This is a genomic window from Pelagibacterium nitratireducens (genome assembly GCF_037044555.1).
In the GTDB taxonomy this organism is placed as follows: Bacteria; Pseudomonadota; Alphaproteobacteria; order Rhizobiales; family Devosiaceae; genus Pelagibacterium; species Pelagibacterium nitratireducens.
Genome location: NZ_CP146275.1, coordinates 476389 through 494147, shown reverse-complemented (window position 1 = coordinate 494147; position 17759 = coordinate 476389). Strand labels below are relative to the sequence as shown.

At 61.4% G+C, this 17759-nt stretch carries 20 protein-coding genes; 10 read left to right on the top strand and 10 right to left on the bottom strand.

Translation table 11 applies throughout. The features are described 5' to 3' along the window. The first annotated feature begins 141 nt into the window (after positions 1-141). The 6 genes from V6617_RS02585 to V6617_RS02560 are packed head-to-tail and all read left to right on the top strand — an operon-like array spanning position 142 to position 6898. The gene (locus tag V6617_RS02585; protein WP_338608900.1) at positions 142-1167 is read left to right on the top strand and encodes a LacI family DNA-binding transcriptional regulator; all 1026 of its coding nucleotides are present in this window, start codon (positions 142-144) and stop codon (positions 1165-1167) included. After that, positions 1164-2774, top strand: a complete 1611-nt coding sequence (locus V6617_RS02580) for an FAD-dependent oxidoreductase (protein ID WP_338608899.1) — start codon at positions 1164-1166, stop codon at positions 2772-2774. The genes V6617_RS02585 and V6617_RS02580 overlap by 4 nt, the downstream gene beginning before the upstream one ends. Before the next feature lie 29 nt (positions 2775-2803). Beyond that, positions 2804-4072 (top strand): ABC transporter substrate-binding protein, encoded by a 1269-nt coding sequence (locus V6617_RS02575; RefSeq protein ID WP_422394841.1) that lies wholly within the window; start codon positions 2804-2806, stop codon positions 4070-4072. A gap of 14 nt (positions 4073-4086) precedes the next feature. After that, positions 4087-5016, top strand: a complete 930-nt coding sequence (locus tag V6617_RS02570; protein WP_338608898.1) for a sugar ABC transporter permease — start codon at positions 4087-4089, stop codon at positions 5014-5016. Next, a complete protein-coding gene (locus V6617_RS02565) occupies positions 5006-5848 on the top strand; it encodes a carbohydrate ABC transporter permease (RefSeq protein ID WP_338608897.1) in 843 nt (280 codons plus the stop codon). Before V6617_RS02570 ends, V6617_RS02565 begins: the two co-directional genes overlap by 11 nt. Positions 5849-5851: 3 nt before the next feature. Continuing rightward, positions 5852-6898, top strand: a complete 1047-nt coding sequence (locus V6617_RS02560; RefSeq protein ID WP_338608896.1) for a sn-glycerol-3-phosphate ABC transporter ATP-binding protein UgpC — start codon at positions 5852-5854, stop codon at positions 6896-6898. A gap of 60 nt (positions 6899-6958) precedes the next feature. Here the strand turns inward: V6617_RS02560 and V6617_RS02555 are convergent, their stop codons facing one another. Genes V6617_RS02555 through V6617_RS02540 form a run of 4 tightly spaced genes read right to left on the bottom strand, consistent with a single transcriptional unit; the run spans position 6959 to position 10405 of the window. Next, complete coding sequence (locus V6617_RS02555; protein ID WP_014132240.1) at positions 6959-7447, bottom strand: chemotaxis protein CheW; 489 nt, start codon at positions 7445-7447, stop codon at positions 6959-6961. Positions 7448-7505: 58 nt separating this feature from the next. Beyond that, positions 7506-9704 carry a chemotaxis protein CheA gene (locus tag V6617_RS02550; protein WP_338608895.1) on the bottom strand — a complete coding sequence of 733 codons (2199 nt, stop codon included), beginning with the start codon at positions 9702-9704 and terminating at the stop codon, positions 7506-7508. A 43-nt stretch (positions 9705-9747) separates the two neighbouring features. After that, on the bottom strand, positions 9748-10107 hold the full coding sequence (locus V6617_RS02545) for a response regulator (RefSeq protein ID WP_338608894.1): 360 nt from the start codon (positions 10105-10107) through the stop codon (positions 9748-9750). Between the two features lie 7 nt (positions 10108-10114). Further along, positions 10115-10405, bottom strand: coding sequence for an STAS domain-containing protein (locus tag V6617_RS02540; protein ID WP_338608893.1), 291 nt, complete (start codon positions 10403-10405; stop codon positions 10115-10117). A gap of 300 nt (positions 10406-10705) precedes the next feature. On the opposite strand from V6617_RS02540, the gene V6617_RS02535 reads away from it, so the two are divergent. Further along, on the top strand, positions 10706-11944 hold the full coding sequence (locus V6617_RS02535) for an MFS transporter (RefSeq protein ID WP_338608892.1): 1239 nt from the start codon (positions 10706-10708) through the stop codon (positions 11942-11944). A gap of 84 nt (positions 11945-12028) precedes the next feature. Further along, positions 12029-12223: a heavy metal-associated domain-containing protein gene (locus tag V6617_RS02530; RefSeq protein ID WP_338608891.1), complete on the top strand. Its 195-nt coding sequence runs from the start codon at positions 12029-12031 to the stop codon at positions 12221-12223. Here the strand turns inward: V6617_RS02530 and V6617_RS02525 are convergent. Both V6617_RS02525 and V6617_RS02520 read right to left on the bottom strand, forming a co-directional pair. Further along, the gene (locus V6617_RS02525) at positions 12210-13415 is read right to left on the bottom strand and encodes an SGNH/GDSL hydrolase family protein (RefSeq protein WP_338608890.1); all 1206 of its coding nucleotides are present in this window, start codon (positions 13413-13415) and stop codon (positions 12210-12212) included. The genes V6617_RS02530 and V6617_RS02525 overlap by 14 nt on opposite strands. Before the next feature lie 29 nt (positions 13416-13444). Then, on the bottom strand, positions 13445-14014 hold the full coding sequence (locus V6617_RS02520) for a TetR-like C-terminal domain-containing protein (protein ID WP_338608889.1): 570 nt from the start codon (positions 14012-14014) through the stop codon (positions 13445-13447). Positions 14015-14369: 355 nt separating this feature from the next. Here V6617_RS02520 and V6617_RS02515 point away from each other — a divergent pair, with 355 nt between their 5' ends. Both V6617_RS02515 and V6617_RS02510 read left to right on the top strand, forming a co-directional pair. After that, positions 14370-14732, top strand: coding sequence for a hypothetical protein (locus V6617_RS02515; RefSeq protein WP_338608887.1), 363 nt, complete (start codon positions 14370-14372; stop codon positions 14730-14732). A gap of 112 nt (positions 14733-14844) precedes the next feature. Continuing rightward, positions 14845-15462, top strand: a complete 618-nt coding sequence (locus V6617_RS02510; RefSeq protein WP_338608885.1) for a TetR/AcrR family transcriptional regulator — start codon at positions 14845-14847, stop codon at positions 15460-15462. A gap of 159 nt (positions 15463-15621) precedes the next feature. Here V6617_RS02510 and V6617_RS02505 read toward each other — a convergent pair whose 3' ends face one another. The 4 genes from V6617_RS02505 to V6617_RS02490 form a co-directional block, all read right to left on the bottom strand. Beyond that, positions 15622-16245 (bottom strand): MBL fold metallo-hydrolase, encoded by a 624-nt coding sequence (locus tag V6617_RS02505; RefSeq protein ID WP_338608883.1) that lies wholly within the window; start codon positions 16243-16245, stop codon positions 15622-15624. Between the two features lie 20 nt (positions 16246-16265). Next, complete coding sequence (locus tag V6617_RS02500; protein ID WP_338608881.1) at positions 16266-16670, bottom strand: DoxX family protein; 405 nt, start codon at positions 16668-16670, stop codon at positions 16266-16268. A 101-nt stretch (positions 16671-16771) separates the two neighbouring features. Next, the gene (locus tag V6617_RS02495; RefSeq protein ID WP_338608879.1) at positions 16772-17251 is read right to left on the bottom strand and encodes an SRPBCC family protein; all 480 of its coding nucleotides are present in this window, start codon (positions 17249-17251) and stop codon (positions 16772-16774) included. Next, positions 17248-17598: a metalloregulator ArsR/SmtB family transcription factor gene (locus tag V6617_RS02490; protein ID WP_338608877.1), complete on the bottom strand. Its 351-nt coding sequence runs from the start codon at positions 17596-17598 to the stop codon at positions 17248-17250. Before V6617_RS02490 ends, V6617_RS02495 begins: the two co-directional genes overlap by 4 nt. Positions 17599-17759: the final 161 nt, after the last annotated feature.

Below are 17759 nucleotides of genomic sequence, written 5' to 3'. Positions count from 1 at the left end.
CCGAAAGCAATTCTTGCGGCCCAAAATGGTGGAGTTGAGCGAAAGTTGCCCGCACATTGACAGACCGGTGTTTGTCGCTTATACGTATTATCAGCTTATACGTATAAACAAGCCGTGGAGGAGCGCAGCTTGTCAGGCCGCATGACACAGAAAGCGATTGCCAAACTCGCCGGCGTCAGCCAGGCCACCGTTTCGCTCGTCCTCAATGGCAATGCCGATGACCGCCGCCGCATCCCCGAGCAGACCCGCGAACGCATTCAGAAGGTGATTGCCGAAACCGGCTATGTCGCCGACCCGGTCGCGCGCCGGATGGTCAATGGCCGGAACAATATTCTCGGCGTCTTTACCTACGAACCTGCCTTTCCAAGTGCTCAGGCCGATTTCTTTGCGCCATTCCTGTTCGGCATTGAAGAAGCCGCCCAGGAGACCGGGTACGATCTTTTGCTAATGACCTCGGCGGGACGCGGCGCCGATGGGCGAAAGCAGATTTTCAGCGAGGCCAACCGCCTGCGGCTCGCCGACGGATGCATCGTTCTGGGCCGTCAGTTCGATGCCGAGGAACTCGCCAAACTTGTCAGGGGCGACTTCCCCTTCATTGCCGTCGGGCGACGCGACGATGCAGGGGGACCGGTGCCCTATGTGGGGGCCGACTATGCGACGGCCACGGCCAAACTGGTCGAAAAAGCAATGGCGCTCGGCCACACCAAATTCGCCTATGTCGGCCCCAATACCGGCGCCGAATCGACCGTCGACCGGTGGACGGGCTTTAAAAGGGGAATGGCGGACGCGGGAGAACTTGTGCTTCACGATCCCAAAGTGGAGATCGATCCCGAGGATTTTCTGACGGCGATCCAGTCCCTTGGAGCCACTATTGTCTTTCTGACGGAACTGGCCGACGCCATTCCGCTCAAGCGGGCGGCAATCGCCAGGGGCATGAGCGTTCCCGGCGACCTTTCCATGGTCGTGCTGGGCAGCCATATCCGGCCCGGCGACACCGTCACCAATTTCACCACCTACGCCGTTCCCCGCGAGGAGATGGCCCGCAAGGCCACGCTCGCTCTGATCGCCCGGCTCGAAGGCCGGGCCGAGCTGGAGCAGACATTGCTTTGCTGCGAGCAGGTCGCAGGCGAAACCCTCGGTCCCATCAAACCCAAGAGTATATCGTGAAAGACTATTTTGCAGACATAGCCATCATCGGCGGCGGACTGGGCGGCGTGGCAGCCGCGCTCGGCGCCCTGCGCTCGGGCCGCTCGGTCATTCTGACCGAGGAGTTCGACTGGATCGGCGGACAGATGACCAGCCAGGCCGTGCCGTCCGACGAGCATTCCTGGATCGAGCAAATGGGCGGCACCCGCACCTTCCGGCAATTGCGCACCGCCATCCGTCAGTTCTACCGCGATCACTATCCGCTCAACGAGGCAGCGCGAAACTGGTCCGATCTTAACCCCGGCGCCGGCTGGGTCAGCCGCATGTGCGTTGAACCGCGCGTGCCCCTGGCGATAATGGAAGCCTGGCTCGCCCCCTATATCGGCATGGGCAGGCTCCAGCTCTTCAAGCCCTATCGGCCCATTGAGGCCCAGACCGACGGCGATAGCGTACGCTCTGTCACCCTGCGCCATGTTCAGACCGGCGAAAAGATCGTCGTTTCGGGCAAATACGTGATCGACGCCACCGAACTGGGCGACCTGCTGCCCCTGACCGGCACCGACTACGTAAAGGGCTTTGAAAGCCAGGCCGAAACCGGCGAGCCCAGCGCGCCCTCGGAGGCGCAGCCCGAAAACCAGCAGGCCGTCTCGATCTGCTTTGCCGTCGATCACGTCGATGGCAACCATGTGATCGACAAGCCGAAAAACTACGATGAATGGCGCGCCGTCCAGCCCGATTTCTGGGGTGGCCCGCTGATCGGTTTCAAGGCGCCTCATCCGCGCACGCTCGAAATCGTCGAACGCAGCTTCACCCCCAACCCCGACGACAATCCCCTGGACGTCGATGCTGACCAGCGCCGCAATGCGGGCGATGCAAACCTTTGGACCTTCCGCCGCATCGCAGCGCGCCGCAACTTCACCCCGGGCGCCTATGCCTCCGACATCTGCCTCGTCAACTGGCCGATGATCGACTATTTCGAAGCGCCCATCATCGACTGCACCGAAGACGAATACGCCCACCGGCTCTCCCGCGCCGCCGAGCTGTCCTATTCGGTCTTTTACTGGCTCCAGACCGAAGCGCCCCGCGTCGATGGCGGGCAGGGTTTCCCCGGCCTGCGTCTGCGCGGCGACGTTACCGGCACCGAACACGGCCTCGCCATGGCCCCCTATATCCGCGAAAGCCGCCGGATCAGGGCGGTGACCACCATCACCGAACAGGATCTATCCTACGCGGTGCGCGGGGATGCCGGAGCGGTCAATTATCGCGACAGTGTCGGCACCGGGATGTACCGGATCGACCTGCACCCTTCGACCGGCGGGGACAATTATATCGACGTGCCCTCCTGCCCGTTCGAAATCCCGCTCGGTGCACTCCTGCCGCGCAATCGCTCCAATCTCTTGCCGGCCGGCAAGACCATCGGCACCACCCACATCACCAATGGCTGCTACCGACTGCACCCTGTCGAGTGGAACATCGGCGAAGTGGTGGGCCGTCTGGCCGCATGGTGCCTCGACAACGAGCTCACGCCCCACGCCGTTCAAGCCGACGACCGCCGGCTCGAAGACTTCCAGACCCATCTCCATCACCACGGCGTCGAAATCCGCTGGCCCGACATCCGGGCCTATTGACGCCAAACCATCATCTCGAGGAGGAAATGATGCACACCAAAATGCTTTTGAAATCGGCCACCGCCCTTACAGGTCTCGCCCTACCGCTGGCCACCTTCGGCCCGGCGCTGGCCCAGGATCAGGTCGATCTGCGCATGACGATATGGAGCGCCAACGAGGCTCATCTCGCCATGTTCAACGAGATCGCCGACGGGTTCGCCGAACTTCATCCCGGCGTAACCGTCACCTTCGATTCGCTCCCCTTCGACAGCTACACAACCACCCTCACCACCCAGATTGCCGGCGGCAACGCACCCGATCTGGCCTGGATTCTGGAAACAACGGCAGCAGATTTCGTCAATTCGGGCGCCCTGGCGCCGCTGACCGAAACATTTGCGGCCACCGAGGGCTATGAACTCGAGGACGTAACCGAACAGGCCACAGCCCTGTGGCGCGCCGATGGCGAGCTTTACGCCTATCCGTTCTCGACCTCACCCTTTGCGCTGTTCGTCAATAACGACCTGATCACCGAGGCCGGAGCGCAAACGCCCGCCGAGCTGATCGCAGCGGGCGAATGGAATTGGGACAATGCCATCGATATCGCCGCCACAGTCGCCGATACTGGCGCAAACGGTCTCATCGTGCGCGATTTCAACTACCAGATCTGGCAGAACCTCGCCTCGATCTGGCGCGGCTGGGGGACCGATCCCTGGAGCGAAGACGGCACCACCTGCACCTTTGCCGATGCGGAGATGGTCGATGCCATGAGCTTTATCCACGCGGCGATCTTTGAAACCGGCGCCATGCCCGGACCGGGCGAAAACGTCGATTTTTTCACCGGCGATGCGGCCATGACCATCACCCAGATTTCCCGCGCCTCCCTGCTGCCGCAGGGCGATGAAGCCTTCGACTGGGATCTGGTACCGCTGCCCTCGGGCCCGGCGGGCAACTATTCGGTGATCGGCCAGGCCGGCATCGGCGCCTTTGGCATGGGCGACAACGTGGATATGGCTGTCGAATTTCTGGCCTACCTCTCCAACCCCGAAAACAGCGCCAAGCTGGCGCAGTTTTTCCCGCCGGCCCGCCAGAGCCTGCTCAACGCCGAAACGCTGGGAACCACCAACCCGCTGCTTTCGCCGCAACAGCTCGAAAATGTCGTCGTCGCCGGGATCACCAATGGCGTCGTTCTGCCCGGCCATGCCGGCTTTGCCGAGATCCAGCAGGTGGCACGCGCCGAACTCGACGCCCTCTGGCAGGCCGATGCTGACGTCGAAGCGGTTTTGACCTCGGTGTGCAACCGCATCACCCCGATGCTCTGATCGGATACAAGCCAATGACTGTTGCGGCCAAATCTTCATCCCCACCAGCGCGAAAACGTCCGTTCTGGACGATGGAGCGCCGCGACAGCCTTGCGGGCTATCTTTTCATTGCCCCCCAAATGATCGGCATCACCGTTTTCGTTTTGATCCCGCTCGGGCTGGTCTTCTGGTATTCGCTGCACGAATGGAACGTCCTGGCCCAGACCTTCCGCTTCCAAGGGCTGGGCAATTACCAGACCCTTCTGAGCGATCCGGGCCTGCCGCAGGTTCTGGGGGCAACCGCCATCTTCTCGGTGGGGCTCGTGATCTTCAACATGGGCCTTGCCCTGCTGCTGGCCGTGCTGCTCGACCAGAAGCTCAAAGGCATCACCCTCTATCGTACGCTGTTTTTCTCGCCCGTTGTCGTCTCGCTGGTCGCCTGGACCATCGTCTGGGGCTTCCTGCTCCAGAACAATGGCGGCATCAATGCCCTGCTCGCCACCTTCGGCATCGAGGGCCCCAACTGGCTTCGCCACCCCACAACCGCGATGATCTCGGTCATCGTCGTTCAGGTGTTCAAAAATGTCGGGCTCAATATGGTGTTGTTCCTCGCCGCCCTTCAGGGCGTGCCGCGTGAGCTTTACGAGGCGGCCCGGGTCGATGGGACACCGGCTTTCAAGCAGTTTACCCGCATCACCCTGCCCATGATCAGCCCCACGGTGCTTCTCACCTCGATCATCACCATCGTGGGCTCGCTCCAGGTCTTTGCCCAGATCGCCGTTCTGACCCAAGGCGGACCGGGCATGTCGACGACCGTTCTGGTCTATTACCTCTACCAGCAGGCCTTCCAGTTCCACAAATTCGGCTACGGCGCCACGCTGTCGATCCTTCTGTTTGTGGTCGTGGCCGTCCTCACATTCATCCAGTGGCAGATGCGCCGCAAGCTGGTGTTCTATGAAAACTGATCTTTCCCCGCGCATGAAGGTGCTGGTTTACGGCCTGATGAGCGTTCTGCTCATTCCGTTTGTCTTTCCCACCTGGTGGATGGTGACCTCATCGGTCAAGCCCATCTCCGATATCTTTGCCTTTCCGCCCGATATCGTCCCAACCCGGTTCGATTTTTCCACCTACGGGCGCGTCTTCGAGCTCCAGCCTTTCGCGCAGCAATACTGGAATTCGGCCTATATCGCAGCGCTGGTGACCGCCGGCACCATGCTGTTCTCGTCGATGGCCGGCTATGCCTTCGCGCGCATCCGGTTCCCCTTCGCCAACACCTTGTTCATGATCCTGCTGATCGGGCTGTTGATCCCCGCCGAGGTGACCATTGTGCCCCTGTTCCAGATCTTTCTGGGCTGGGACATGATCAACACCCACTGGCCGCTGATCCTCATCCCGATCTTTGGCGCCCCATCGGTGTTTGCGACCTTTGTCATGCGCCAGTTCTTCATCGCGCTTCCCAAAGAGCTCGAGGAAGCCGCACGCGTCGACGGACTGGGCCGGTTCAAGATCTTCTGGACCATCGCCCTGCCGCTGGCCCGGCCGGCGCTCGGAGCTGTCGCGATCTTTACCTTCCTTCATTCCTGGAACCTTTATCTCGAGCCGATCGTGTTCTTGTCCTCACCGGCCAATTTCACGCTGCCGCAGGCCCTGACCCAGTTCACCGACGCCTATGGCGGCGCCCTGTGGAACGTTCAGCTTGCCGCCGCCACCATGACGGCGCTCCCCGTCCTCATCGTTTTCATCATCGCCCAGCGCCAGTTCGTCGAAGGACTGGCCCATTCCGGGCTCAAGGGTTGATCCATGGCTTCCGTTACGCTCTCCGACGTCAAGAAATCCTACGGCAAGGCCGAGGTCATTTTCGGCATCGACATCGATATCGCCGATGGTGAATTCGTGGTTCTAGTGGGACCGTCGGGCTGCGGAAAGTCCACGCTTTTACGCATGCTGGCCGGGCTCGAAACCATAACCGGGGGCACGATCGAGATCGGCGACAGCGTCGTCAACGATCTCGAGCCCAAGGACCGCGACATCGCCATGGTGTTCCAGAACTATGCGCTCTACCCGCATATGACCGTGGCCGCCAACATGGGCTTTTCCCTCGAGCATCGCCGCGTGCCCAGGGCCACCATTGCCGAACGCGTGCAATGGGCTGCGGGAATTTTAGGGCTCGAACCCTATCTCGAGCGCTACCCCCGCCAGCTCTCGGGTGGCCAGCGCCAGCGCGTCGCCATGGGCCGCGCCATCGTGCGCGATCCCAAGGTCTTCCTGTTCGACGAACCGCTTTCCAATCTCGACGCCAAACTGCGCGTGGTGATGCGCGGCGAGATCAAGGCGCTCCACCAGCGGCTCAAGACGACAACGGTCTATGTGACCCACGATCAGGTCGAAGCCATGACCATGGCTGACAAGATCGTGGTTTTGAGCGGCGGACGGGTCGAGCAGATCGGCGCGCCACTTGAACTTTACGACCGCCCCGCCAACCGGTTCGTGGCCGGCTTCATCGGCTCGCCTTCGATGAATTTCATCGAGGGCCAGATGGGGGCCGACGGCTTTGAAGCCAACGGGACGATCCTGCCCTGCCCGCCGGGTGTGCCGGTGGGAACGCGGGCGGTCTATGGCGTCCGCCCCGAACACTTCACGATCGCGCCCGACGCCCTGACCGCCGAAATCCTGATCGTCGAGCCCATGGGATCGGAAACCCTGGTCACCATGCAACTGGGCGAAACCTCGATGATCGGTCTGTTCCGCGAACGCATCGCGGCAGCGCCCGGGCAAACGCTCGGCGTTTCGATCGATCCCGCCAGGGTCCATCTGTTCGACGCGGAAACCGGCGGACGTCTCACCTGAAACGCAAAACCCGCCGGCTCGCAAGCAGGCGGGGGCGTTTGTCGCTCGAGTCGGGGGGCCTCAGGCGTCGGTCTTGGCGCCCGAGACTACGGCGGCGAGGTCGATCAGACCGACCATGCGGCTGTCATGGGTAACGATCCCGTTCAAAAGCTCGGTATCGCCCGAATTGCCCTCGGGCACCGCATGAATATCGTCTTTTGAGACCGTCAGGATATCGGAAACCGCATCGACCAGGATGCCGATCCATTTTTCGCCCACGCTCATCACCACCACGACGTGGTTCTTTGTGGGATTGGTCTGACCGTCCCCGAACCGGGCGCGCAGATCGAAGATCGGCACGATTGTGCCGCGCAGATTGATCACCCCGCGCACATATTCGCGCGTATTGGGCAATGGCGTCGCCCCGTTCCAGGCGCGGATTTCGCGCACTGTGGTGATTTCGACGCCGTAGATCTGTTCGTCGATCGAAAAGGCGATCAGCTGCAGAGAGTTCTGGCTGGCTCCTGCCGTTGTGTCCGAATATTCGTCGCGAAGACCAAGCGCTTCCATGTCGTGACCTCACTAGAACGGGGAGCGTTCTGTCCCCCAAATGTCGAGCCTTGCGGCCCTATGCAGCATTCTGATGCGCATTTCCCGATTTGAGAGATTGCACATCAACAATCAACGCAACGTTACCATCGCCAAGGATCGTGCCGCCCGCGATGCCATCGATGCGCTCGAAATTCTCCTCGAGCGACTTGATGACCACCTGTTGCTGGCCGATGATATCGTCCACCACAAGCGCGATCTTGGAATTGCCTTCAGCCTCGCACAGCACCACAAACCCCTCGGCATCGTCCTTTTGGGAGACCATCTGGAACCGGTCCGCCAGATCGACGACCTGCACATACTCCCCACGCACCTGCAAGACCTTGCCGCCCGAAGGCATCTGCCCGAAATCGGCGCGCGAATTCTGGATGGTTTCGACGATCGAAGAGAGCGGGATCACATAGGGGCTGCCCGCCACCTTGACCAGCATCACATCGAGCACGGCCAGCGTTAAGGGCAGGCGCAGCGTCATACGCGTACCCTTGCCGGTCCAGCTCTTCACATGCACCGAGCCGCCGATTTTCTTGATATTGGAAAGGACCACGTCCATCCCCACACCGCGGCCCGAAATGTCGGAAACCTCAGAGGCCGTCGAAAACCCCGGCGCAAAGATCAGATTGTCGATCTGTTCGTCGGTCAATTGCTGATCGGGTCCCACAACACCGCGCTCGCGGGCAATATCGAGCACCCGCTCGCGGTTGATTCCCGCCCCGTCATCCTCGACGATGATCAAGATATTGCCGCCCGCCTGTTCGGCCGAAAGCCGCACGGTGCCGATTTCGGGCTTGCCGTTCGCCATGCGCCTGTCGGGGGATTCGATCCCGTGATCGGCCGAATTGCGCACCATATGGGTCAGCGGATCGGAGAGTTGCTCGATCACCGTCTTGTCGATTTCGGTGTTCTCGCCAATGGTTTCGAGCTTGATCCTCTTGCCCGTCTTGGACGCCAGCTCGCGCACTAGGCGCGGCATGCGCGAAAAGACCGATTTGACCGGCTGGGCGCGAATGGCCATCACAGCATCCTGCAACCCGCGGGTGGTCTGAGCCAGAACCTCGATGCCCCGCACAAGTTCCTGATAGCGGTCGCGGATGGCGTCATCCATCTGCTGGGTCAGCATGGACTGGGTGATGACAAGCTCGCCCACCATGTTGACCACGCGGTCCACCTTGTCGAGATCGACACGGATCGAGCTCATGCCCACCGGACGCCCCGAACCGGACTCTTCGGCTGGTTCCGCCGCTTTGGCCGCAATCGGCACCACATTGGGCACAGGGGCAGGCGCCGGTTGGTCCTTGGCCCTTTTGGCCTCGATTTCGGGCACAACGATATCGTCGGGTTCCCCGTTCGGGACGAACTTGCGCTCGGACTTGGCCTCTTCGGCCAAATCGGCAAAGCTGGGCAGATCGTCCTCGACGGCCACCGGGGCGGATTCACCTTTTTCGATGATGATTTCGCAGTCCCCGTCCACGAACTCGAAGACCTCGCGGATCGTTTCTTCGCTCGCCTTGTCCGAAACCAGCGTTATCGTCCACGAGCAATAGACCCCGAACGGCTCGAACGCCGACAGCGCCGGGACAGGCGCCAGGTCCGGCGCGACGCTCATCTCGCCGAGCAAACCCAGTTCGCGAAACAACAGCAGCGGATCGTTGGCACGCTCGTAAAGCGTCGAAAAGGGCGTGAATTTGATCGTCCAAACACTCGCCCCATCGGCAGACGGCGCAACCGAGGCCATGGGCTTGTCGGCGTCGAAATTGACTGCGACAGGCGTGAAATCGATGTCGAAATCGTCCATCGACTCTTCGTCGGCGGCCGGGGATACGGCACCTGCCACGTCGCCTCGGGCCAATGCGTCGAACTGGGCCTTTTCCACCGCGCCGTAATCGGCTGCCAGTGTTTCCCCCTCACGCGCTGCGGTCACGAAATCGGCGACGATATCGATCGAGCGGATGCACAGCACCACCACGTCTTCGCTCAGCTCCACCCGCCCGTCGCGCACATAGTCAAGCAGCGTCTCAAAGCTGTGGGCGAATTTGACAAGCGCGTCGAACCCGAAGGCCCCGCCACCGCCCTTGATCGAGTGGATGGCGCGGAACACGGCATTGAGCCTGTCTCCGTCCCGGTCACCCTCCTGGATGGCGGAAAACTGCTCCTCGAGTTCGAGCAGCAGTTCCGAACATTCGTCGAAATAGGTGGCCTTGAATTCGTCGAGGTCACTCATCTTTTGGCCACAGCCCCCATTGGCGAAATCTTCGCGCTCACGTTCAGTGAACGACCTTGTTGATGACCGAAATAAGTTTTTCGGGGTCGAACGGTTTGACGATCCAGCCCGTCCCGCCCGCGGCGCGCCCCTGGTCGCGCTTGTCCTGGCTGGTTTCGGTGGTCAGGATCAGGATCGGCAGGCTCTGGTGCTTGCCGGTCGCCCTCACGCTCTTGATGAATTCGATGCCGTCCATGACCGGCATGTTGATGTCGGTGATCACCACATCGACGCTCTCGCGGCCCAGAACGTCGAGCCCGACCTGTCCGTTCTCGGCCTGAAGCACCTCGAAACCGGCATTGGTGAGCGTATGGTGCAGCATCGCAAGGATGGTCCGCGAATCGTCGACGGTAAGAACGCGCATGGTGGTACTATCCCTTGAGAACGGGTTCGAATGCCGGTTTAAGTCCCAGCTTTTCGATGGCCGCGGCAACAGCAGTGCTCGCGCCCGAGATGGTGAAGGCGAATTTGGCTTTCTTCGCCGTCTGGGCGGCGCTCAAAAGCATGAACAGGGCGTTGGTGGAAACGCGTTCGACGCCTGAGGCATCGACATCGACCGGACCGGCCGAAAGCGCACCGATCAGCGTTTCTGCGATATCATCGAGCGCATCGAGATCGACAATCCGGGGCAGCGCCACGGACTGAACTTGCGATTTCGCCATTTAAGGCCGACTCCCGCCCTGTGGTTCCATTGGCCGCAGTTTGTCCATGAAGCGTTTAAGAATTCCTAACCATAGAGGGCTTCCACAACAGGTGGGCGCCACCTGTTCGGTTCGGAGGCGCGACAAAGCGAGGGTTAGGAGGATTTTCGCGGTTCAAAGAAGCGCGCAAATCCCCCCGGAGCTCAAACCGATTACACCGCGCCCAACTTCCCGGAAGAGCGCGAATTTTTTTTCCACCCGTCTGTCGGCAACCGATTGCCCCATACGTCCTCGGTTCAACGCGTATGGAGGGACCATGAAATGTCGCGGATTCACTATGGCTGGGTGATCGTTGCTGCGGGCGCGATGATGACCTGTGTGGCAATGGGGGCGATGTTCGCCCTGCCTGTCTATCTCCAGCCCATCGCCGATGAAACCGGTTGGACACGGGCCGGGATTTCCATGGCCATGACCATCGGCTTTATCGTCATGGGCGTTGCCGGATTTTTCTGGGGCACGCTCACCGACCGGATCGGCGCCCGCCCTGTCGTCCTGATCGCCGCGTTCATCCTTGGCATTGGCCTCTATCTTGCCAGCACCACGTCCGACCTCGTTGTTTTCCAGCTCGCCTATGGTGGGCTGGTCGGCATGGCGGGCGGGGCGTTCTTTGCCCCGCTCATGGCAACCACCGTGGGCTGGTTCGAAAAGCACCGCTCGCTCGCCGTATCCCTGGTCTCGCTGGGCGCTGGTGTCGCGCCCATGGTCATGACGCCCTTTGCATCGGTTCTGATCGAAGCCTTCGGCTGGCGCAGCGCCATGGCGATGACCGCCATCGGCGCCACGGCGCTTCTGGTGCCAGCCGGCCTTTTGATCCGCCGCGCGCCGCAAGCCCCCCAGAGCGCCGAACCGGCTCCCGGCCAGGATGTCGCCCCGCGAAAGCCCGCGCCAACCACGGCCTTTGCCGCCCTGCGCACGCCGCAATTTATCGTTCTCGCCGCCACCTTCTTTTTATGCTGCGCTGCCCATTCGGGCCCGATCTTCCATACGGTGAGCTATGCCATGCTGTGCGGCGTGCCTGCCCTTGCCGCTGCCTCGATCTACAGCGTCGAGGGTCTTGCGGGTCTCTTCGGGCGCGTCATTTTCGGGCTTGCAGCCGACCGGCTGGGGGTCAAGAAAGTCATCATCGCCGGCCTCGCGCTGCAGTCGGTTGGTATCTACGCCTATATCTACGTCACCCAACTAACCGATTTCTATATGCTGGCAGTGGTTCTGGGCATGGCCTATGGCGGGGTTATGCCGCTCTATGCGGTGCTGGCCCGCGACTATTTTGGAGCCCACGTCATGGGCACCGTTCTGGGTGCGGCGGTCATGACCTCATCGATCGGCATGGCTTTCGGTCCGGTAGGGGGCGGCTGGCTTTACGATACCTATGGCAGCTACCATTTCCTCTACATCGCCTCGGCCGCAATCGGTGTCGCCGCCGCCATCATGGCCCTCGCTTTTCCGCCGCCGGGACAGGTGGATGGCACCCCCACGGCCACCGCGCCGGCATCGGCCTGACACGGCAACGATCGCCTCTTGACCTTCCCATAACGGGAAGGTCTATCGGTTGTTTGCCGAGACACAACAACGGAGGCTCCTCTCATGGAGTATCATATCGCCCGCATGTCCTGCGACGGTTGCGTTGCAACCATCACCGATACCCTCAAGGCGCTCGACGGCGCCAGTCAGGTGACCCCCGACCTGGAGCGAAAGACCATCGCCATCAAGACCTCGGCCAGGCTGACCGATGTCGAAAAAGCGCTCGCCGCCGCCGGCTATCCCGTCACCCCCCGCTAGAGCCGGTCTGGCCCCCGGCCGCCCCGAAAACGCCCTGTGAAAACACAAGGTCCACGAACCGCTCGCCCATCATCCGATGCGTCTGCCCATCGGGATGCAGCGCATCGGGCAGCGGCATGGTGGCGTTGTCGGCCGCCCCATAAAGCGCCAGCCCATCGACATAATGAATGTTGGGATCGGTTGCAGCCCGCTGGGCCACAATGGCTTTGAGCTGCTCGCGAATGATCGAGAGGGTGAGCTTGCCCTGCGCCACCTCTTCGGGCCGGCCCTGGGCGACAAAAGCCACCCGACCCTCGCCCAGCGCCGCCATGTCGAACGCGCACGGTCCCGGAACTGTCTCGTGAATGGGGCCAAAGATCGGCGAGATGACCACCAGGGGTGTCTGTTTGTGCCCCTCGCGAATCGTATCGAGAAATCCATGCACCGCCGGCCCGAACGCCCGCAACCGCATGAGGTCGGCATTGACGATATTGATGCCGAGTTTGACGCTGATCAAATCGGCCGGCGTGTCGGCCATTGTGCGTGCCGTGAACGGATCGAGCAGCGCGCTGCCCCCAAAACCCAGATTGACGAGATCGACATTGGCCTTGAGCGCCGCAACCACCGGCCAGATGCCGGTCGGGGTTGCTGCATTGGATCCCTGACTGATCGAGCTCCCATGGTGCAGCCAGACCGGCCGGGACCGATCGATCCCCACCTCGACCGGCGCGTCGGTTCGCAAGCCGACAAGTTCGGTCGTCTCGTCATGGGGGAGCCAGATTTCGACGATCTTGTCGCGCGCCGGAAGCCCTGCAAAGCGCGCCGTTCCGGGTTCGCCCGGTTCAAGGTTGGCCGACCCCCGGGCCGGATCGATCCTGAGGACCTTGCCGCCCGAAACGCTTGCCTGGCGCTCGAGCTTTCCATCGATCACCAGATCGTACACCCCGTCGGGACGCGGCGGCAGGCCCACATAGGCGCGCTTGGTGGGCAGTGTATCGAGTTCGATGATGGTGGCCGCGGTGCGAAACACCAGCCGCACGCCCGAGGGCTGAGACTCGGCCATCAACAACTGCCCGTCGGCGCCCTGGGCACGGGCCCATTGCGGCAGGCGATGGGGCAACAGCCCCGCCGGGGTGCTCTCGATCTCGACGGCCCCCTTGATAAAAGCTTCGGAAAGGGGCGTGGCAATGGAGGTGTCTTTAGTCATGATCATTCTGGTCTCTTGAAACAAGGGCTTGGCAATCAGGCGGTCGGCCAGGCCCGCAACGCGGCATCGAGCGCGTCCAGCGCCCGCTGCCAGGAAAGCTGCGCGTCCGGATCGCTGTGCGCGAAACCGCCGGCCAGTTCGAGCATCGGATAGCCGGCAAAAACGCTGCCCAGCAGACGGACGGCGTGGACCTGCTCGACCGCGCTCAAGGCATAGCCGCGCAGGATGGTGCGGGTGATGCGCGATATCCGCGCCCCGCCACTGTCTCTGGCAGCATCGGCGTCCAACCGATGGCGCGCCGCCTCGAAAAGCCCGGGATGCTCGTAAGCGAAATCGCGATGCACATTGGCCACCGCCACCAGCGCATCCTTTCCGGCCCGGCCCGCAACCGCCTCATCGGCGCGATCGGCAAGCAGGTCCAGACCGTAAAGCGCGACCGATGTCATAAGGTCGTCGGAATTTCTCAGATGCGAATAAAGACTGGCCAGCCTGACGTCGAACCGGCGCGCCAGACCAGCCAGCGTGAGATTGGAAAATCCGATCTCATCGGCCATCTCCGCCGCCGTCCGCACCAGAACCTGTCTGTTCAAACCCGCCCGAGGCATGGCAAACCGCTCCAAAACTAATTTAGTTCGGTTTAAACCTAATGCTATTAGTTTTGTCAAGCCGTGCGCTGATAGAGGCGTTTGGAGTGGGACCAGCCGCACCCTGGAGCGGGCTTTTGCGAGTTCCTACACGCTCCGAACGCGCCGGTTCGTCATTCCTTTGGGGGCTGATCCTTGCTCCGCCAGATAGCCGCGTGGCGCGGCTGATCCGGTCCATTCCCGAGCCGATGCCCTCGCGCATTGACGCATGTCCAATCCCATGCCATCCTGCAAATAGACCGACCGGTCTAATAGTGACGAAGTCGGCTGTGATCGACACCACTTCGTCACCAGCAAGGAGAGAGGAGATGACGCCATGACAGCAATCGAAACACGCCGCTTCGATAAGCCCGACGACCTGCTCGATATGGAAGAATGCGGAGGCATCGCCATCGTCAAGATGGAGACCGGAGCGACCGGCATGCATGCAGTGTTCGAACCGGGCTGGACCTGGGAGAAGAACGAAAAGCCCCTGCTCGGCAATCCCGATTCATGTCCAATGCACCACACCGGTTATTGTATCGCCGGCACCCTCGTCGTCCGCATGCTCGATACCGGGGCGAACACAAAGATTGCACCCGGTGATTTCTTTGAGATCCCGCCGGGCCACGACGCCTATGTCGAAGGGGACAACCGCGTGGAACTGATCCTGTTTGCACCGCCCGAACACCAGCACTGAGCCGCTGGGACCTGTGCCCGCGCCGGCACCCTTGACCTTCGGCGCCTGAAGGCCGACCTTCCATGTCGAAGGATTATGGACTGGACATATTTTGATGACTGGACATATTTTGATGAATGAACCCACCAAGGACCGCATGCTCAAGGCGGGGTTGAGCATGCTCCTGCGCCACGGCTACAACGACCTGGGCGTCCAGGCCGTGCTCAGGGAAACCGGCACGCCCAAGGGGTCGTTCTACCATCACTTCGCCAGCAAGGAAGATTTTGCCCTGCAGGTGGTCGAGCGCTACATGGTCGAGGTCCATCAGGGCCTCGACCAGACGCTTGGCGATTTTTCCCTGGCCCCCCTTGATCGTGTCCGCAAATTCTTTGAATCCACGCGCGACAAATATCAAGACGACGGCTATCTCGGATGCATGCTCGGCGGCCTCGGCCAGGAGCTATCGGGCGTCAGCCCCATCTTCCAGGAAAAGATCGAAGCCTGCCTGAGCACGATCGCCAGCCGCATCGCCGACTGCATGGAGCAGGCGCGGGCCAGAGGTGACCTGGCGCCGGAGGCCGATCCGCGCCACATGGCAAATCTTGTGGTCAATTGCTGGGAAGGTGCCGCCCTGCGCAGCCGCCTGAAACGGGATCCGGCGCCGCTCAACGCGATGCTCGACTTCTACTTCGCCGCGGTCGCCACAGCACCGAAATCCCCATCCAACCCCCCTGCCCTGGCACAGCACTAAAGGCACCAGACACGGTCCTTCCAGCCCGTTGCCGCCGCAAATACACCGGAGCGCGACGCGTCAGCATCGCCAAGGTTCAAGACCGAACGGACGATATGTCGAACCGTTCTGTTGAAGGCACTGGCGTCGGCCTCCTTCAATCTGCGACAAGCGGAAACGCTAGACGCTGCGGGGACGCCAGGCCTCGTTTACATGGGTAAGCCAAACCGCCTCTGGATTTAGAGCCAATACGCGGAGCTGGCCCTCTGAACTGGGCTCATCCAGCTCGCCAAACCACACTCCAACATCGCCGCCGACCACGATGGGTCGCCCGCCTGTTTCGATGACCACGACTTGCATGCCGTCCGTATGCCCCGGTGCGGGGACCAGGCGCACGCCGGGCAGCAGCTCGAACTCACCGTCGACCATCACATACTCGATGTCCGGTGCATCGACCCACTCATTGATCGTGTAGCCCTGCTTGCTGCGCGCGTCCTCCAACTCCCGGCGTTGCACATAGATTGGTTTGCCGGCAAACAGATGATTGTTGCCGCAATGGTCGAAGTGCAGGTGCGTGTTGACGACCATATCGATGCTGGCGAAATCGAAGTTCTGCTCACGCAGTGGATAGAGCCGGGGGTCCATATCCGCCGCTGCCGGATGCAGCTCCCGTATACCCGTATCCACCAGGATTCGTGCATCGGGATGGTCAATGACATGCACGTTGACAGGCATGCGTTCGCCTTCGGCAAGCAGATCGGCAACCAGGTATGGCGTCACTTTTACTGAAGAAATGGTAGTCACTTCCAGGCCCCTTCAGGAAATCAGGCGATTTGCCGGTTTGCGAATGCAGGGGGTACGTTGGGCGAGGGAACCTTGCGGCCCTGGTTTTGCGTGAGGAAGGATATGGCCAGCAGCGCCAGGCCAACGATCGCCGGAACGAAACCACCGTCACCCACGTTCAGATGAGCCGACAGGGCCAGCAGCAAATGAAACAGCATGCCGGCATAGGCGAGGTCGCTGAGCTGCACGGAAACTCGTGACAGTATGGCCAACGGAGCGGCGATCTTGGCCACGATAAGCACGGTGACAAGGTAAGCGGGATAGCCAAACTGGACAAAGCCGTCCTCCACCATTGTCCGCTGCATGATGTAAGTGACAGCGCCCAAGCCGTAGATCAGGCACAACAAACCCGTGCTGATCCAGTAAGCAATTTTGCCTTTGTTCAAGTCCGCCTCCTCTGGTGTCGCCGGATTGGCGTGGGTGTTCGGTCACGCAGGTGCTGTTCATCTGCGTCGCACGTGATCGTGTAATTCGATAGCGGCCGGCCTCAGCCCTCGGTCAGCACCGCGTCAAGCCTGCCGTAAACTTCATCAAGGCCATGGGTCCGGCCGGACGCAACGGCGGCCTCCCGCGCCGCAGCGTTGGGCCAGCGCATCACGACGGTCATTCGGGTGCCGGTTCCCTCTTCCGCCAGATCGGTTTTCACATGCGTTTCCGACGCGGGATCGTCGTTGAAATACTCGACAACCGCCATGTGGCGCGGTGCATCCGCCTGGAGAACCGGACCTGAGAAATAGAACGCGCGGCCCTCGCCGGCAAAGTCGTAGCGGAAGCTGCCGCCGGGCCGCGCGTCAATCTGGCAGCCCGTCATGGCGTCGAGCGTTGCCATCCATCTGGGCAGGATCGCAGGATCTGTCATCGCCCGCCAGACCCGGGCAGGTGGATGGGTGAAACTGCGGCGAACGACGATATCGGTATCGCCCTGCTGCGCAACCTGAACCTGTCCGTCAGCAAGATCCTTGTTCATTGGTCTTCCTTACCTTTGGTTGCGGAAGTGCCGGCTTCGCGCGCCATGTCATCGAGAACCGCGTCGAGCTTGCGGAACCGGACTTCCCAAAGCGCGCGGTACTGGCCCAGCCAGTCCCAAAGTTCCGCGACTGCCTCTGGCTTGAGCCGGCGCGGTCGTGCCGTACCATCGACCCTCGTCTCGATGAGCCCTGCCTCCTCCAATACCTTGAGGTGACGGCTAATCGCTGGCTGGCTGATGGAGAAGGGTCGTGCCAGATCCTGAACCGTTGCCTCACCATCAGCCAATTGCGCGATGATGGCACGGCGCGTCGGATCAGCAAGGGCGGCAAAGGCTTGGTCGAGCAAAATCGGAAATCCATTCACTTTAGAACGTTCTCTCTATATAGAGAACTTGTTATATAGTCAACTCGATTTTACAGCTTATCGGCAGGACGAAAGCCGTCGGCTTCATTTAGATCTTTTGATCTTAAATAGACCGCCAGTCTGACCGTCCCCAAATGGGAAGC

Coding starts and splice junctions, on each gene's coding strand:
- V6617_RS02585 (WP_338608900.1), top strand. CDS start 142: ATGACACAGAAAGCGATTGCCAAACTCGCCGGCGTCAGCCAGGCCACC.
- V6617_RS02575 (WP_422394841.1), top strand. CDS start 2,804: ATGCACACCAAAATGCTTTTGAAATCGGCCACCGCCCTTACAGGTCTC.
- V6617_RS02570 (WP_338608898.1), top strand. CDS start 4,087: ATGACTGTTGCGGCCAAATCTTCATCCCCACCAGCGCGAAAACGTCCG.
- V6617_RS02565 (WP_338608897.1), top strand. CDS start 5,006: ATGAAAACTGATCTTTCCCCGCGCATGAAGGTGCTGGTTTACGGCCTG.
- V6617_RS02560 (WP_338608896.1), top strand. CDS start 5,852: ATGGCTTCCGTTACGCTCTCCGACGTCAAGAAATCCTACGGCAAGGCC.
- V6617_RS02555 (WP_014132240.1), bottom strand. CDS start 7,447: ATGGAAGCGCTTGGTCTTCGCGACGAATATTCGGACACAACGGCAGGA.
- V6617_RS02550 (WP_338608895.1), bottom strand. CDS start 9,704: ATGAGTGACCTCGACGAATTCAAGGCCACCTATTTCGACGAATGTTCG.
- V6617_RS02545 (WP_338608894.1), bottom strand. CDS start 10,107: ATGCGCGTTCTTACCGTCGACGATTCGCGGACCATCCTTGCGATGCTG.
- V6617_RS02540 (WP_338608893.1), bottom strand. CDS start 10,405: ATGGCGAAATCGCAAGTTCAGTCCGTGGCGCTGCCCCGGATTGTCGAT.
- V6617_RS02535 (WP_338608892.1), top strand. CDS start 10,706: ATGTCGCGGATTCACTATGGCTGGGTGATCGTTGCTGCGGGCGCGATG.
- V6617_RS02530 (WP_338608891.1), top strand. CDS start 12,029: ATGGAGTATCATATCGCCCGCATGTCCTGCGACGGTTGCGTTGCAACC.
- V6617_RS02525 (WP_338608890.1), bottom strand. CDS start 13,415: ATGATCATGACTAAAGACACCTCCATTGCCACGCCCCTTTCCGAAGCT.
- V6617_RS02520 (WP_338608889.1), bottom strand. CDS start 14,014: ATGCCTCGGGCGGGTTTGAACAGACAGGTTCTGGTGCGGACGGCGGCG.
- V6617_RS02515 (WP_338608887.1), top strand. CDS start 14,370: ATGACAGCAATCGAAACACGCCGCTTCGATAAGCCCGACGACCTGCTC.
- V6617_RS02510 (WP_338608885.1), top strand. CDS start 14,845: ATGAATGAACCCACCAAGGACCGCATGCTCAAGGCGGGGTTGAGCATG.
- V6617_RS02495 (WP_338608879.1), bottom strand. CDS start 17,251: ATGAACAAGGATCTTGCTGACGGACAGGTTCAGGTTGCGCAGCAGGGC.